The sequence below is a fragment of the Kineococcus auxinigenes genome, assembly GCF_050871525.1.
Lineage (GTDB): Bacteria > Actinomycetota > Actinomycetes > Actinomycetales > Kineococcaceae > Kineococcus.
Genome location: NZ_JBKBCT010000017.1, coordinates 39,680 through 55,160 on the forward strand (window position 1 = coordinate 39,680; position 15,481 = coordinate 55,160).

The following is a 15,481-nucleotide window of genomic DNA, read 5'->3' on the forward strand; positions in this document are numbered from 1 at the left end:
CGCTCAGCGCTCCTCTCCCGCACCCGCGCGGGCGACGTCCCCGTCCGCGGGCGCCACCGGCCGGGACCCGGCCCGGGCGGCGGGCACGGTGCTGGCGTCGAAGACCTCGTCCCACGCCTGCGGGGAGGTGAAGGCCGGCAGCGCCCGGCGGTAGGCGGCGGCCAGCTCGTCCCAGCGCGCCCACAGCTGCCGGTGCGCGTCGGCGCTGCGGCGCAGCAGGTCGCGGAAGGCGCGCGGATCGCGCTTGTACCAGGCTGCGGCCGTGCCGTCGGCGGTGGAGACCACGGCGGAGTCGTAGTGCGCCAGGCGCCACCACGTGGAGTCCATCGCCGCGACCTGCTTCTCGGGCCGCTGCAGCGCCTCGGGGTCGGGGGCGGTCAGGTGCCGGGCCACGACCGCCGCCGCCCACGGCAGCAGGGTGACGCGGTTCGGCGAGGTCGGTTCCTTGCCCTTGCGCGGGGGCTTGCGCTGGTGCGGCGCGGGGAAGGCGTCGACGTCGGTGGAGGTGCGGGCGTCGACGTAGTCCTTGCGGGCCGCGCGCACCTCGGCGGTGCGCGTGGGCAGCGTGGCGAGCAGGTGGTCCGGGCCGGAGAGGACGTCCTGCAGCGCCATCAGCCGCAGCACCTCGGTGGAGTACTGCATCGAGATCAGGTGCTTGACGTCGGTGAAGACGCTCTCGCGGAAGATCCGCCCGCCGTGCGGGTACGGCGAGTGCAGCAGGGCGGCCACCAGGCGGTTGCGCTCGTGGAAGTACGCCTGCCAGTCCGTGCCGTCGTCCTTGTCGATCCAGGAGACGTGCCAGACGGCCGCGCCGGGCAGGCTCACGGTCGGGAAACCCGCCGCGGCGGCACGCAGGCCGTACTCGGCGTCGTCCCACTTGATGAACACGGGCAGCGAGAGACCGACCTCGCGGATCACCGAGACCGGGATGAGGCACATCCACCAGCCGTTGTAGTCCACGTCGACGCGCTTGTGCATCCACGGCGTCGAGCGCAGGTTCTGCGCCGAGAGGTCGTGGCGCTCCTGCACACCGGGCGCCGATCCCCAGAAGAAGCGGTACTTGTCGATGCGCTCGCCGAAGGAGTGCATGACGCTGCGGTCGAACATGTCGAACATGTGGCCGCCGACCACGGTGGGCGTGCGGCAAGCCTGCGCGAACTGCAGCGCCCGCAGCACCCCCTCCGGCTCCACGACGATGTCGTCGTCCAGCAGCAGGACGTGGTCGCTGCGGCCCTCGCGCAGCGTCTCGCGCATGCCGCGGGAGAAACCCCCCGACCCGCCCAGGTTGCCCTGGCGGACGATGCGCAACTGCTCGCCCAGGTCCGCGGCCACCTCGGCGAAGCCGGGTTCGTCGGCCACCAGCTGCGTGCCCTGGTCCATGACGTAGACGTGGTCCAGCACCGCGCGCACGTCCTCGGCGGCGGCGAGCGTCCGCAGCAGCGCCAGGCAGTAGTCGGGGCGGTTGAAGGTCGTGACGGCGATCGACAGGGTCGACGCCGGCGGCGGGACCTCCTCGGCGACCTGCCACTGCGCGCTGACCAGCGCGGTCTCCTCCGCGCCGGCGGCCACGTCGAACCAGTACCAGCCGCCGTCGCCGAAGGCCGCCAGCGACAGGTCCACCACCAGCGGCTCGCCCGGCTGGACGGGGCTGGAGGTCACCCGCTGGCGCAGCCCGCGCGCGTTCGACCTGTAGACGGTGACGGTGCCCGGCGCGGCGAGCTCGACGTGCAGGCGCACCGCGCTCGCGGTGGTCCAGCGCCGCCAGTAGCTGGCCGGGAAGGCGTTGAAGTACGTGCCGAACGAGACGCGCGAGCGGGCGTCCACGACCAGGCCGCGGCGGCCGCGGACGTTCTCGCTGCGGCCCTCGTGCCGCACCGCGAACGCCGCCGGGCCGGCCTCGGCGGCCGCGGCGCCCGCCAGGGGGCTCGCGTCCTCGCCGGGACGGCCGCCCGAGGCCCCCGGCGTGGAGACGGCGGAGTCGTGGTCGACGTACAGCGCCAGGTCGTCGGCGTCGGGGTCCTGCGGCAGCACGACCCGGTGCACGGTGCGCCAGGTCGCGCCGGGCAGCTCCACCAGCGTCGTGCTCACGCGTCCACCCCACCGCTCGTCAGCTTCGCGCTCCCGCCGAAGTGCGGGGCGAGCTTGTTGTCCACCGTGGACAGCGCGGCGCCGATGGCCATGTGCATGTCCAGGTACTTGTAGGTGCCCAGGCGTCCGCCGAACAGCACGCCGTCCTCGCCACGGGCCAGGTCGCGGTAGGCCAGCAGGCGCTGGCGGTCCGCGGGGGTGTTCACCGGGTAGTACGGCTCGTCACCGCGCGCGGCGAAGCGGGAGTACTCCTTGACCACGACGGTCGCCTCGCGCGTGTAGTCGCGCTCGGGGTGGAAGTGCCGGAACTCGTGGATGCGCGTGTACGGCACGTCCTCGTCGGCGTAGTTCATCACCGGGGTGCCCTGGAAGTCGCCCACCGGCAGCACCTCCTGCTCGAAGTCGAGCGTGCGCCACGTCAGCTCGCCCTCGGCGCCGCCGAAGTACTCGTCCACCGGGCCGGTGTAGACGACCGGCACCCGCCCCACGACCGCGTCCCGGGAGAACTCCCCCTCGCGCAGGAAGTCGGTGTCCAGGCGGACCTCGATGCCCGGGTGGTCGGCCAGCCGCTCCAGCCACGCGGTGTAGCCGTCCACCGGCAGGCCCTCGTACGTGTCGTTGAAGTAGCGGTTGTCGTACGTGTACCGCACGGGCAGGCGGGTGACCGTCTCGCCGGGCAGCTCGCGCGGGTCGGTCTGCCACTGCTTGGCGGTGTAGCCGCGGAAGAAGGCCTCGTAGAGCGGGCGGCCGATCAGCGAGATCGCCTTGTCCTCGAAGTTGTCCGCGCTCGCGGTGTCGACCTCGCCGGCCTGCTCGGCCACCAGGGCGCGCGCCTCGGCCGGGGACATCGCCTTGCGGAAGTACTGGTTGATCGTCGCCAGGCTCACCGGCATGGGGTAGACCTCACCGCGGTACGTCGAGTAGACGCGGTGGACGTAGTTCGTGAACCTCGTGAAGCGGTTGCAGTACTCCCACACCCGCTCGTTGGAGGTGTGGAACAGGTGCGCGCCGTAGCGGTGCACCTCGATGCCGGTGGTGGGCTCGGCCTCCGAGTAGGCGTTGCCGCCGATGTGGGAGCGGCGCTCCAGGACGAGGACCTTCAACCCCAGCTCCTCGGCGCACCGCCGCGCGACGGTCAGTCCGTAGAAGCCGGACCCGACGACGACCAGGTCGGCGTTCACAGCGCCCCCCCGCGTCGGGACGGGGCGGGCGCGTGCAGCAGCGGCAGGCTGTACCTAGGCATGATGCCGCTCAGGGTAACGGCCCCCCGCCGGGCCGAGGGCCAGGCGCGCCCGCCGCCCGCGGTGCGCACCCGGTGCGCACACGTCGTGCACACCCGGTGCGCACACCGGCCGCGCGCGGCCCCGCTCGCAGGCCCCGCTCTCAGTCGCAGGCGGTGATCCGGTACAGCGTGACCCCGCCCCCCGAGGCCACCGGCTCGAAGCCCGCCCGCCCCTGGAAGGAGCGGAAGGCGGTGTAGCCGGCCGGCTCCAGCCGCGGCGGGCGCCACAGCGGCCCGTCGTCGAGCACCCAGCGCACCCGGTGCCGCTCCAGGACCGGGCAGACCGCCGGGTCCACGCCGGCGTCCTGCAGGTGGTCGGCGAGGAACACCCAGTCGTCCGGGTAGTTCCCGCGCAGGTGCGGGTAGAGCACCTCCACCCCCGAGAGGGCGTAGGCGAAGGCGCTGCCGTCCCACGGCGTGCCCGCCACCACGTCCCCCTCGGGCACGTGGCGGTCCAGCCGCTCCAGGAACCGCTGCTCGGCCAGCGTGACCAGCGAGTTGCGCGGGTGCTCGGCGGCGTCGACGTTGCTCTTGGCCAGCTGGGCGGCGTTGCCCCGCACCTGCGGCACCGCCGCACCCAGCGCCACCAGCACCGCGACCGCCCGGGCGGCGCGGCGCGCCCGCGCCGGGGTCCGCACGGCGCGTGCGGCGGCGGCGCCGACCCAGCAGCTGCCCAGCACGGCCAGCGCCGTGCCGGTCACCGGGAGGCTGGCGGCCAGCCGGCCGCGGTCGTTGTACCAGGGGGCCGTCAGCGCCGAGGAGAGCGGCGAGTCCACGGAGGCGGCCAGCACGTCCAGGGCCGCCACCACCACGTGGCCGACGACCAGCCAGCGCCACCGCACGCGGGTGCAGGCGCGCACCGCACCGAGCAGCACGAGCGCCCCCACCAGCCAGCCGGCCCCCGAGCTCGCCGGCGCCCCGCGCAGCGCCTCCCCGACCGCGCGGGCCACCGAGCGGGTGGCCGGCCAGTCCGCCGCGGCCATGCTCCGCAGCGACGGCCACGCCACCACCACGGCGCCCGCGGCCCCCAGCACGGCCAGCGCCGCGACCAGCAGCACCCCGCCGTGCGCACGGGCACCGCGCCAGGGCAGCAGCAGCGCCGGCAGCACGGAGACCACCGCGAGGACGGCCGTCAGCAGCAGCACCACGAAGAAGGCCCCCGGGTGCGCCAGGGCGCACCCGGCGGCCGCCGCCGCGGCCACCACCAGGGCGCGCGGGCGCTCCCCCGGCACGGGCGGGCCGGGCTCGCCGCGCCCTGCCGCGGCCAGCGCCAGGCCCCCCAGCACGGCCGGCACCAGGGCGGTGCCGAGCACGAAGGGCCACAGCCCCCCGCGGTCCACGTACCAGGGGAAGGCCACGAAGCCCTGCGCCAGCACCGGCGCCAGGAGCAGCGGCACCGGGCGCGGGCCCAGCACCGCGCGCACCAGCAACCCCGCCGACAGCGCCCACACCACCCCCGGCACGACCGCCACCAGCGCGTTGGAGGCCAGCACCGGGGACGTCGGCCCGGCCACCAGGGCCGCCAGGCCGTGCCACCCGGAGGGGTAGAAGCCGCCCGAGAGCGGGGACGTCAACCGGGCCACGTCGAAGGGCGAGGCGCTGCCGGTGTCCAGCACCCGGCGCACCGCGTTGAGGTGGAAGATCGTGTCGAAGGCCTGCGAGACGACGTCGGGCCGGCCCAGCCCGCGCACCGCGGTCGCCACGGCCAGGGCCGTGCCGGTGGCGGTGCCGGCCAGCAGCGCCACCACCGCCCGCCCCTGCGGGGGCGCCGGGACCGGTGCGGGCAGCCGCCGGCGCAGCAGCCGCGGCACCAGCCGGCCCGCGAGCGCGGCGGCACCGGCCACCAGCAGCGTCCCCGCGGCCACCGCGCCCAGGCCCCAGCGCACCCCGGCGAGCGGGGTCACCAGCGAGCACGCGCCCACCACCGCCACCGTCACGGCCGGGGCGGCGCTCACCAGGAGGACCCCGCGCAGGCGCAGGGCCCACCCCACGGCCAGACCCGGCACGAGGACCACCGCCACGGCCAGCGCCAGCACGGGCAGCGCGGCCAGCCACTGCCCCGCGCTCGCCGTGGTGCCCACCGCCTCCCCCAGGGTCGTGCCCGCGCTCACCGGGGCAGCCGCTCCGGCCGGGAGCGGGCGATCAGGCGGCGGTAGGCGACGGTGCGCACCCGCGCGGGCACGAAGCGGTACCCGCCGCGCACCACGACGTTGCGCACGGCCTGCGCGGGGGTGGTGAAGCCCTCGGCGCGCAGGTGCCGCTGCAGGCGCAGCTCCGAGCGCCACAGCCGCAGCCCCCCGCGGCGGGCGTAGGAACCCGCCGCGGCGTCGGCGCCCACGCGGTACTTGACGAGCGGGTCGGGCAGGTTCTCGCAGCGCGCCCCGGCCGCGATCATCCGGGCGAACAGCCAGTAGTCCTCCATGAGCGGCAGGTCGCGGTACCCGCCCGCCGCGGCCACCGCCGAGCGGCGGTACACCACCGTGGGGTGGTTGAAGGGGTCGTGGAAGCGGGCGTAGGAGGCGATGCGCTCACCGGTCGGCGGGGTGCGCCTGCCCACCAGGTCGTCCTCGTCGGCGCCGATCTCCCACAGGCCCGTGCCGACCAGGTCCGCCCCGGCCGCCAGCAGGGGCAGCTGCCGCGCGAAGCGCTCCGGCAGGCTGACGTCGTCGGCGTCCATGCGGGCCACCACGTCGTGGCGGCAGGCCGCCAGGCCCGCCTCCAGCGCCGAGGCCAGACCGACGTTGCGCTCCAGCGGGACGAGGCGCACCGGCACGCCGGCCGCCCCGTCGCGGGCCAGCGCGGCCAGCAGCTCGTCCAGCTCGGCCGGGACGGGACCGTCGCGCACCACGACGACCTCGTCGGGGCGCAGCTCCTGGTCCGCGGTGACGCTGCGCACGGCGCGGTCCACCAGGGCGGCGTCGTCGGCCGCCCACACCGGCAGCAGCACCGAGAACGGCGGCAGCCGCCCCGGCGGCAGCGGTTCGACCGCCCCGACGCGGCCGGCGCGGCCCGCGGCGGCGTCCTCCACGGCCGCGACGTCGGCGCTGATCTGCCCGAGCCCCACCAGCACGTCCGCGGTGGCGGCCGGCGGGCGCGCCGCCTCGGCCAGGCCGCGCACCAGGCCGCGCACCAGCACCCCGCGCGCGGACGAGCGGCGCAGGGTGCGCCCCCAGCGCAGCAGCGTCGCGCCGCCGTACAGGACGGTGTCGCGCGCGCCCAGGGTGCGGTACCGGGTGAACAACCACACCTTGTTGCGCACCTCGAACCGGAAGCGCTCGCCCGGGTCGGCGTCGGTGCCGCCGAAGACGCGGGTGCGGTGCTCCACCACGCTCGCCGGTGCCGCCACGCCCCGCGCGTGCCGCAGCAGCCGGGTGGTGAACTCGAAGTCGTCGTTCCACAGGAAGAACGCCGCGCGCGGCAGGCCCGAGGAGCGCACCGCGGCCGCCTCCACCAGCAGCGCCACGAAGGAGGCCGAGCGGATCGGCACGCAGCCCGCCGCCGCGGCGGCCCGGCGCTCGGCGCGCGAGGCGCCGGCGCGCGGTCGGGGGGTGTTCATCGGGTGCTCGCGCCCGTCGTGCCACACCACGCGGCTGGCGACCACGACGGCACCGGTGGCCGTGCGCGCGGCCAGCGCGGCGGCCAGGGCACCGGGGCGCGGGACGGTGTCGTCGTCCATCAGCCACACCAGGTCCGCGGCGTGCCGGCGCAGCGCGCGCGCCAGACCGGCGGCGAAGCCGCCCGCACCGCCGGTGTTGCGCTCCAGGCGCACCAGGTCCACGAGCAGCGGCGCGCCGGCGGCCCACGCCCGCACCGCCTCGTCGGTGCCGTCGGTGGAGGCGTTGTCCACCACGACGACGGCGTCCGGGCGCCGGGTCTGCGCCGCCAGCGCCGCCAGCGCCTCCACCAGCAGGTCGCGGCGCTGGTGGGCGACCACGACGGCCACCACGCGGGGACCGGAGGGCGCGGCGGGGGGCGCGGCGGGGACGTCGGGCACGGTGCCAGCCTCCCAGGCGGGCGGTGCGGAACCGCTCACGACCCGCTCCCGCTGCGCGGCGCGGGCGCCCCGGCCACCGCCAGCACGGCGCTCGCGGCGCGCTCGGCGGCGGCGGCCAGCGACCCGTGCCGCAGCGCCCAGGCCCGCAGCCGCTCCCGCTGCGCCGCGTCCGGGCGGCGCCAGCCGCTCAGCGCCCGCGCCACCGCCGCGACGTCGTGCTCGACGGCCGCGCCCAGGCCGCCGGCCAGCACCGCGTCGCGGCCGCTGCCCACCCCGGCGAACAGCACGGGGGTGCCGCAGGCCGCCGCGGCGGCGATCTTCGTGGGGGCCATGAGGTCGTAGCCGCTGCCGGGCACCAGGGACGCCAGCGCGACGTCCGCCTCCCGGAGCAGGCGGGCGGCCTCGGCGGGGGCCACCGTGCCGGGCAGCTCGACCGCGCCGGGGGCCAGCTCGGCGGCCAGCGCCCGCAGCCGGGAGGCGTCCACGCCGCCGCCCACCATGACCAGCCGGGCGGCGGGGTCGGTGCGGGCCACCCGCGCGAACGCGCGCACGAACACCTCCGCGCCCTGCCACTGCGACATGGTGCCGCTGTAGACGGCGCGCAGCCCGGGCGCGTCCGGCACCCGGGCTGCGGGCCGGAAGACGTCGACGTCCACGCCGTTGCCGACGACGTGCACGCGCGCGCGGTCCACGCCGGCGCGCACGACCTCCTCGGCCATGCCGTCCGTGACGGCCAGGACGGCCGCCGCGCCGCGCAGCGCGGTGGCCTCGGCGGTGCGCAGCGCCGCCAGCACCGGGCGCGGCGCCCCGGCGGCCACCGCGCCCAGCGACCACACGTCCGGCACGTAGGAGACGTACGGCACGGCGCGCACCCGGCTCGCCAGCCGCGTCGCCAGGCCCGTGGTCGGCGGCGGCTCGTGCACGACGACGTCGGGGCGCCGGCCCAGCAGCAGCCGGCCGGTCAGCGGCACGTCGAAGCTGAGGTACGGCAGGTAGCCGCGCACCGCGCCGTCGGCGTCGCGCAGCACGGGGGCGCGGCGGGTGCGCACGCCGTCCTCGTCGGGCGGGACGCCGCCCCGGGGGGTGGTGGTGAGGACCTCGACCTCGCACCCGGCGGCGACCAGGGCGCGGGCCAGGGCGCGCAGCCGGAACGGGGCGGCGCCCACGTCGGGCGCCCAGGTCCGGGTGGCGATGCGGACCAGGGGCGACACGGAGCGGGACCCTACCCGGACGCCCTGTGGTCCCGGGGCGGGCGCGCGGCAGGATCGCCGGGTGCGCATCGCCGTCGTGACCACCTGGTACCCCAGCAGCACCGACGGCGTGGAGGGCGTGTTCGTGCGCCGGCACGTCGAGGCGCTGCGGCGCGGGCACGAGGTGAGCGTGCTGCACCTGGCGTCCCGGCCGGCGGCGCCCGAGCCGGGTGTGCAGCGGCTGGTGCTGGACCGGCGCTCGCCGCGGTCGGCGGGGGCCGCGCTGGCAGCGGCGCGGGAGGCGGCCCGCGGTGCGGACGTCCTGCACACGCACGTGTTCTCCACGCTGCTGCTGCTGAGCCCGCTGGCCGGGCCGTGGCGGCCGGCGGTGCCGTGGCTGCACACCGAGCACTGGTCGGGCGTGTCCGACCCGGCCTCGGCCGGGCCGCTGTGGCGGCGGGCGGCCGGTGCGCGCCGGGTGCTGGGGCGCCCGGACGCGGTGACGGCGGTGAGCCGCTACCTGGCGGACGCGGTCGCGCCCTTCCGCCGGGACCGCACCTGCCACGTCGTGGCGAACGTCGTGCCGGCCCCGGCCGCGGTGGTGCCGCCGCCGGGCGGGCCGGTCCTGCGGCTGCTGGGGGTGGGGAACCTGCGTCCGGTGAAGGACCCGCTGCTGGCGGTGGAGGTGCTGGCCGAGCTGCGCCGGAGGGGGGTCGACGCGCACCTGCGCTGGGTGGGGTCCGGTCCGCTGGAGGCGGCGGTGCGCGAGCGGGCCGGGCGGCTGGGGGTCGCCGGCTCGCTGGAGCTGCTGGGGCGACGCGCACCGGTGGAGTTCGCCGGCGAGTGGGCCGCGTGCGACGTCTTCCTGCTGCCCAGCCGGCACGAGACGTTCTGCGTGGCGGGCGCGGAGGCGCTGGCGGCCGGGCGCCCAGCGGTCCTGGGCGCGCGCGGCGGCGCGCGGGACTTCGCCGGGCCGGGCGTGCACCTGGTGGGCGAGCGCAGCCCGGCCGCGTTCGCGGACGCGGTGCAGCGCGCCGCCGCCGAGCGCCTGCCGCCGGAGCGGATCGCGGCGCCGGTGCGCGAGGGCTTCTCCCCCTCCGCCGTGGCCGGCGCCTTCGACGCCGTCCTGCGCACCCTCCCCGCCCCCCGCTGATCACCACCCCGCGGTGATCTACACCCCGCGGGGCGGGGTCAGGCGAGGCCGGACAGCTCGGCCTGGACGGCGAAGTCGGGCACTGCGGCGACGACCTCGTCGAAGGTGCCCACGGCGCGCACCCGCCCGGCCTCCAGCACGACGACCGCGTCGCAGTCGCGCACGGTCGCCAGCCGGTGCGCCACCACGAGCACGGTGACGCCCCGCAGCCCGGTGACGGTCTCGGTGACGGCGGCCTCCGTGGCGGCGTCCAGGGCGCTGGTGGCCTCGTCGAGCACGAGCACGTGGGGGTCGGCGTACAGGGCCCGGGCGATGCCGAGGCGCTGGCGCTGCCCGCCGGACAGGCGCAGCCCGCGCTCCCCCACCGGCGTGCGCGCCCCCTGCGGCAGCGCGGCGACCACCTCGGTCAGCTGCGCGGCGGCCAGCGCCCGCTGCACCCGGTCCGGGTCGACGTCCGCCTCGTCCCAGCTGAGCGCCACGTTGCGGGCGACGTCGGCGTCCAGCAGCGCGACGTCCTGCGGCACGTAGCCCACGCGCCGGCGCCAGGCGCCGGTGACCTCCTCCAGCGGTCGCCCGCCCACGAGCAGGCGGCCGCCGGTGGGCAGCAGCAGGCCCAGGACGAGGTCGACCAGGGTCGACTTGCCCGACCCGGAACGCCCCACCACCGCGACGCGCGCACCGGCCGGCACGACGAGGTCGACGCCGGCCAGGGCCGGCACCGCACTGCCGGGGTAGGTGAACGAGACGCCCTCCAGGCGCACCTCGACCGCCCCGGCGGGCAGCCCGTCGGCGTCACCGGTGGGGGCCAGCGACGGCGCCGGGCCCTCGGAGGCGCCGGTGTCGCGCAGGGCGTCGAGCACCTCGCGGGCGTTGGGCTGGTGGGCGTGCATGGTCGCGAAGACGGACTGCAGGCGCGTCAGGCAGGGCACGACGCGGAAGCCGGCCACGGCGAACAGGCCGATCGCCGTGACGGCCTGCGTGAGGCCCTGGGTCAGCACGGCGACGGCGCCGACGACGAGGAACCCGCCCAGCAGCGCCGCCTCCAGCACGAACCTGGGCCCCACCGAGTAGAAGAAGGCCATGCCGCGGGCGCGGGCGCTGCGGGTGCGCACGTCGCGGGCGACGCCGGCGAGCTGCTCGCCGCGACCGCGCAGGGTGATCTCCTTCGTCGCCGCGAAGGACTCCTGCACCAGCCGCACGGTGTCGACGCTGGTGCTGACGGCGGTGCGCCCGGCCGCGGCGGCCCGCCGGGCGATGACCGCGTAGAGCACGAACGCGACGACGGCGAAGTAGGCGGCGGCCACCAGGGCGGTCTGCCAGGCGGCGACGAGCACGACCAGGCCCACGGCGGCGAGGCTGGCGACCTCGGCCACCAGGCTGGAGAACGGCATGAGGAAGCCGTTGAACGTCTGGTTGAGGGACTCGTCCACGGTGCGCACGGCGCGCGCGGAGCTGGCCCGCAGCCGGTAGCTCCACGACGCGGACAGGTAGGCGCGCACGAGCCGGTCGGCGACGTCGACCTCGTGCGCGGCGAAGCGCACGACGCCCCAGCGCACGAGCACGAGGCTGGCCACGCTCTTGACGACGAGGAGCGCGCTGACGACGACGATCAGCAGCACGAGCGTGCCGGTGCCGATCTGACGGCCGATCCCGGGCAGGGCGACGGCCAGCTGCCCGCCGCCACCCACGGCGACGGGCAGCAGCACCGCGAGCAGGCCGAGGGCGACGACGTCCAGCACCGCCAGCGCCGCCTGGGCGCCGCTGTAGAGCGTGACGAAGCGCCCGCTGCCGGCGGGCAGCAGCTTCAGCAGGGCCTTCACGGTCCGGAGCAGCTCGCGCACGCCGGTCATCCTCCCCGACTCCGCGGGCGCGACCGGCCATGATGGTGCGGTGACGAGCACCCCGCACGACACGCCGCGCGGTGCGGCCCCCCGCCCGGGCCACCACCCCGACCGGCACCCGGGACCGGGCGCCGACCGGCACCCCGGCACGTGGGTGGTGGTGCCGCTGTACCGGGAGGCGGGCGTCGTGGGCGACGTGGTGCGCGAGGTGCGCACCCGCTTCGCGCACGTGGTGTGCGTCGACGACGGCAGCCCCGACGACTCGGCGACCGTGGCGGAGGCGGCGGGTGCGACGGTGGTGCGCCACGGCGTGAACCTGGGCCAGGGCGCGGCGCTGCAGACCGGCATCGCCTACGCGCTGCGCGACGAGCTGATGACGTCGGTGGTGACCTTCGACGCGGACGGCCAGCACCGGGTGGAGGACGCCGAGGAGATGGTGCGCCGCCTGGAGCGCGAGGGGCTGGACGTGGTGTTCGGCTCGCGGTTCCTGGACCGGCGCACGCAGCTGGACCCGCTGCGCCGGGTGGTGCTGCGCCTGGCGACGGTCTACACGAACCGCTCCACGGGGGTGCGGCTGACCGACGCCCACAACGGCCTGCGGGTGCTGTCGCGGCGGGGAGCGGCGCACCTGCGCCTGCGGCACGACCGGATGGCGCACGCCAGCGAGATCGTGGAGCAGGTGGGCCGGGGGGGGCTGCGCTGGGCCGAGCACCCGGTGGAGATCCGCTACACCGACTACTCGCGCTCGAAGGGGCAGTCGCTGCTGAACAGCGTCAACATCCTCGTCGAGACGCTGCTGGGCTGAGGGGACGCCGACGTGGGAGGAACGCCGTGCTGCTGATCCAGCTGCTGCTCATCGCCGCCGTGCTGGCCGTCGGGGTGCTCCTGGTGCGCAGCACCGCGGGCGCCCGGCACCAGGCGGTGCGCCGGCTGCTGCTGGTGGGCCTGGTGCTGCTGGCGGTGGCCAGCATCCTGGCGCCGGGGGCCGTGACGGCGGTGGCGCAGGCGCTGGGCGTGGGCCGCGGCACCGACCTGCTGCTGTACGGGCTGGTGGTCGCCTTCCTGGGGGTGCTGGTCTCCTCGTACCGGCACCGGCGCTCCATGGAGGAGCGGCTGACGCAGCTGACGCGGCGCCTGGCGCTGGACGAGGCGGAGCCGCCGTCGCTGGCGCGGGTGCACCACGAGCGGGCACCGGCTCCCGGGCCCGGACAGGCACCGCCCCCCGCCTGAGCCGGGCTCGGGCGGGGGGCGGGCTCGCCGCCGGCCGGTTCAGGCCAGGGCGTCGCGCACCTGGCCGAGGACGGCGTCCTGGACGGCGCCGGTGCCGCCGAAGACCAGCGCGGTGCCGACCTCGAGGGGGTTGCCGTCCTCGTCCCGCGTGGCGCGGGCGTCGGCCTGCAGGGTCCGCAGCACGTCGGCGGTGGCGGTGGGCAGCTGGTCGGGCCGGGTCAGCAGCAGCGGCCCGCCGCCGTAGGCGAGGAGCGCGGAGCCGGCCAGGGCGTCGGCCCACCCCTCGCCGGTGGCGATGCCCACGATGGTGGTGGCGTCCTCGAAGAAGCTGCTGGAGGTGAACTGCCGGGCGATGCGGGCGGAGGTGTCGTAGCGGTCCGCTCCCGCGATGGGCGCCCAGCCGCTCTGCCCGGACACGGCGACGGCCGCGGGCCCGCCGATGGCGATCCTGGTGGCGAAGTCCCGCTCCGCGAGGTACCCCGCGGTGGCGCCGCCCAGGGAGTTGCCGTCGCTGAGCAGGACGACGCCGACGCTGTGGTCGGTCTCGTCGTCGACGACGCCCATGAGGGCCCCGGCGGCGAGGCCGTCGGGGTAGTTCCAGCCCGTCACGACGGAGACGGTGCTGGCCTCGGGCAGCAGCTCGGCGATCTCGACGGCGGTGGCGAAGCGGTCCGCGCCGGCGACGCGGGTGACGGTGCCCGCGACGCCCAGGGAGCGGACGGACTCCTCCACCGAGGCCGACAGCGCGGCGGTGCCGCCCAGCAGGTAGACGGTGCCGCCGGGGGCGAGGACGTCGCGGATCGCGGCTGCGACGGAGGCGTCCAGGCCGCCGGTGGGGGTCAGCAGGAGCGGACCGCCGGCGTCGGAGGCGAGGGGGGCCCCTGCGAGGGAGTCGGCGAAGGAGTCGGAGCGGGCCAGGACCACGGCGTCCACGCGCCCGGAGAAGGCGCGGGCTGCGGCCACGGCCGTGGCGATGCGGTCGGCGCCGGAGATGCGGGCGACCGAGGCGGCCTTCAGCTCCACGTCGACCGGGTCCGCGACGGCGGGCGCGGCACCGCCGCCGACGACGGCGACGGCGAGGGCGGCCGCGAGGGCCAGGGAGCGGGGGCGCAGGCGCATGGGGACCTTCCGGGGCGGTGTTCGTGGGTGCGCGCGGAGCGCGCATGCCCGACCGGTGTCGGACCGGGCGGGCTCGACCTTGAGGGACAGGGTCGCACGAGCCCCGACCGTGTGAGGTGTGCCACAGCAGTGGGGCCGCTGCGCGGGTGGAAACCCCTCCCGCCGGGCACCGTGTTCTCCCTGCGCACTTGGAGCACTACTGTGCGCGGCATGCGCATGACTGTCATCGGGTGCGGGTACCTCGGCGCCGTGCACGCCGCGTGCATGGCTGAGCTGGGCCACGAGGTGGTCGGCGTGGACGTGGACGTGGAGAAGATCGAGGCGCTGCGCGAGGCGCGCGCACCGTTCTTCGAGCCGGGCCTGCCGGAACTGCTGGAGCGGGCCATGGCCACCGGCCGGCTGCGCTTCACCACCGACATGACCGAGGCCGCCGGCTCGGCGGTGCACTTCGTGTGCGTGGGCACTCCGCAGAAGCGCGGGGAGTTCGCCGCGGACATGCGGTACGTGGACGCCGCGGTGGACGCGCTGCTGCCGCACGTGGGCGCCGGCGAGCTGGTGGTGGGCAAGTCCACCGTGCCGGTGGGCACCGCGGCGCGCCTGGCCGCGAAGGTCGCCGACCTGGCCCCGGGCGCGGCGCTGGCCTGGAACCCGGAGTTCCTGCGCGAGGGCCACGCCGTCGACGACACCCTGCACCCCGACCGCCTCGTGTACGGGGTGCCCGAGGGCCCGGACTCCGAGCCCGGCAAGGCCGCCAAGGCGCTGCTGGACGAGGTGTACGCCACGCCGCTGAAGCGCGGCACCCCCACGATCGTGACGGACTACCAGACCGCCGAGCTGGTCAAGGTCGCCGCCAACTCCTTCCTGGCCACGAAGATCTCCTTCATCAACGCCATGGCCGAGCTGTGCGAGAAGGTCAACGCCGACATCACGCAGCTGGCCGACGCCATCGGCCACGACGACCGCATCGGGCGCAAGTTCCTCAACGCCGGCCTGGGCTTCGGCGGCGGCTGCCTGCCCAAGGACATCCGCGCCTTCATGGCGCGCGCCGGGGAGCTGGGCGCCGACCAGACCCTGACGTTCCTGCGCGAGGTCGACTCGATCAACATGCGCCGACGCATCCGCATGGTGGACCTCGCCCGCGAGGTCTGCGAGGGCTCGCTGATCGGCAAGCGCGTGGCGGTCCTCGGCGCGGCGTTCAAGCCCGACTCCGACGACATCCGCGACTCCCCGGCGCTGAACGTGGCCGCCCAGATCCAGCTGCAGGGCGGTGACGTGGTCCTGACCGACCCCGCGGCGCTGGACAACGCCCGCAAGTCGCTGCCGAGCATCTCCTACGCCGAGACGGTGCAGGAGGCCGTCACCGGCGCGCACGTGGTGCTGCTGCTGACGGAGTGGAAGGAGTACCGCCAGCTGGAGCCGGCGGCGATCTCCCACCTGGTCCGCGAGAAGCGGATCCTGGACGGGCGCAACGCCCTGGACCCGGCCCGCTGGCGCTCCGCCGGCTGGACCTACCGCGCCCTGGGCCGCCCCCGCGCCTGACCCCCCCCCCCCGCGGGGGGCGAGGGGGGCCCGACCCCCACGACC

General features: G+C 76.9%; 11 protein-coding genes. 4 read left to right on the forward strand and 7 right to left on the reverse strand.

Annotated elements, in window-relative coordinates:
* Positions 1-3: 3 nt before the first annotated feature.
* From ACRYR9_RS07455 to ACRYR9_RS07475, 5 genes are all read right to left on the reverse strand, one after another.
* Positions 4-2,088, reverse strand: coding sequence for a glycosyltransferase (locus ACRYR9_RS07455; protein ID WP_432494111.1), 2,085 nt, complete (start codon positions 2,086-2,088; stop codon positions 4-6).
* Positions 2,085-3,269 (reverse strand): UDP-galactopyranose mutase, encoded by a 1,185-nt coding sequence (glf, locus tag ACRYR9_RS07460; protein ID WP_432494109.1) that lies wholly within the window; start codon positions 3,267-3,269, stop codon positions 2,085-2,087. The genes ACRYR9_RS07455 and glf overlap by 4 nt, the downstream gene beginning before the upstream one ends.
* A 202-nt stretch (positions 3,270-3,471) precedes the next feature.
* Positions 3,472-5,481, reverse strand: coding sequence for a DUF6541 family protein (locus ACRYR9_RS07465; protein WP_432494107.1), 2,010 nt, complete (start codon positions 5,479-5,481; stop codon positions 3,472-3,474).
* Positions 5,478-7,364, reverse strand: a complete 1,887-nt coding sequence (locus ACRYR9_RS07470) for a glycosyltransferase (protein ID WP_432494105.1) — start codon at positions 7,362-7,364, stop codon at positions 5,478-5,480. Before ACRYR9_RS07470 ends, ACRYR9_RS07465 begins: the two co-directional genes overlap by 4 nt.
* Before the next feature lie 35 nt (positions 7,365-7,399).
* Complete coding sequence (locus ACRYR9_RS07475) at positions 7,400-8,575, reverse strand: glycosyltransferase (RefSeq protein WP_432494103.1); 1,176 nt, start codon at positions 8,573-8,575, stop codon at positions 7,400-7,402.
* Between the two features lie 61 nt (positions 8,576-8,636).
* Here ACRYR9_RS07475 and ACRYR9_RS07480 point away from each other — a divergent pair, with 61 nt between their 5' ends.
* A complete protein-coding gene (locus ACRYR9_RS07480) occupies positions 8,637-9,707 on the forward strand; it encodes a glycosyltransferase family 4 protein (RefSeq protein WP_432494101.1) in 1,071 nt (356 codons plus the stop codon).
* A gap of 38 nt (positions 9,708-9,745) precedes the next feature.
* On the opposite strand, the gene ACRYR9_RS07485 is transcribed toward ACRYR9_RS07480, so the two are convergent.
* Positions 9,746-11,557, reverse strand: coding sequence for an ABC transporter ATP-binding protein (locus ACRYR9_RS07485; RefSeq protein ID WP_432509664.1), 1,812 nt, complete (start codon positions 11,555-11,557; stop codon positions 9,746-9,748).
* A 148-nt stretch (positions 11,558-11,705) separates the two neighbouring features.
* Here ACRYR9_RS07485 and ACRYR9_RS07490 point away from each other — a divergent pair, with 148 nt between their 5' ends.
* Both ACRYR9_RS07490 and ACRYR9_RS07495 read left to right on the forward strand, forming a co-directional pair.
* Positions 11,706-12,353, forward strand: a complete 648-nt coding sequence (locus tag ACRYR9_RS07490; RefSeq protein WP_432494182.1) for a glycosyltransferase family 2 protein — start codon at positions 11,706-11,708, stop codon at positions 12,351-12,353.
* 26 nt (positions 12,354-12,379) lie between these two features.
* Positions 12,380-12,778: a DUF2304 domain-containing protein gene (locus ACRYR9_RS07495; RefSeq protein ID WP_432494097.1), complete on the forward strand. Its 399-nt coding sequence runs from the start codon at positions 12,380-12,382 to the stop codon at positions 12,776-12,778.
* A gap of 39 nt (positions 12,779-12,817) precedes the next feature.
* Here ACRYR9_RS07495 and ACRYR9_RS07500 read toward each other — a convergent pair whose 3' ends face one another.
* On the reverse strand, positions 12,818-13,897 hold the full coding sequence (locus ACRYR9_RS07500; protein ID WP_432494095.1) for a cell wall-binding repeat-containing protein: 1,080 nt from the start codon (positions 13,895-13,897) through the stop codon (positions 12,818-12,820).
* A 210-nt stretch (positions 13,898-14,107) separates the two neighbouring features.
* Here ACRYR9_RS07500 and ACRYR9_RS07505 point away from each other — a divergent pair, with 210 nt between their 5' ends.
* Positions 14,108-15,436 carry a UDP-glucose dehydrogenase family protein gene (locus tag ACRYR9_RS07505; protein WP_432494093.1) on the forward strand — a complete coding sequence of 443 codons (1,329 nt, stop codon included), beginning with the start codon at positions 14,108-14,110 and terminating at the stop codon, positions 15,434-15,436.
* Positions 15,437-15,481 lie beyond the last annotated feature (45 nt).

Coding starts and splice junctions, on each gene's coding strand:
- ACRYR9_RS07485 (WP_432509664.1), bottom strand. CDS start 11,557: ATGACCGGCGTGCGCGAGCTGCTCCGGACCGTGAAGGCCCTGCTGAAG.
- ACRYR9_RS07500 (WP_432494095.1), bottom strand. CDS start 13,897: ATGCGCCTGCGCCCCCGCTCCCTGGCCCTCGCGGCCGCCCTCGCCGTC.
- ACRYR9_RS07505 (WP_432494093.1), top strand. CDS start 14,108: ATGCGCATGACTGTCATCGGGTGCGGGTACCTCGGCGCCGTGCACGCC.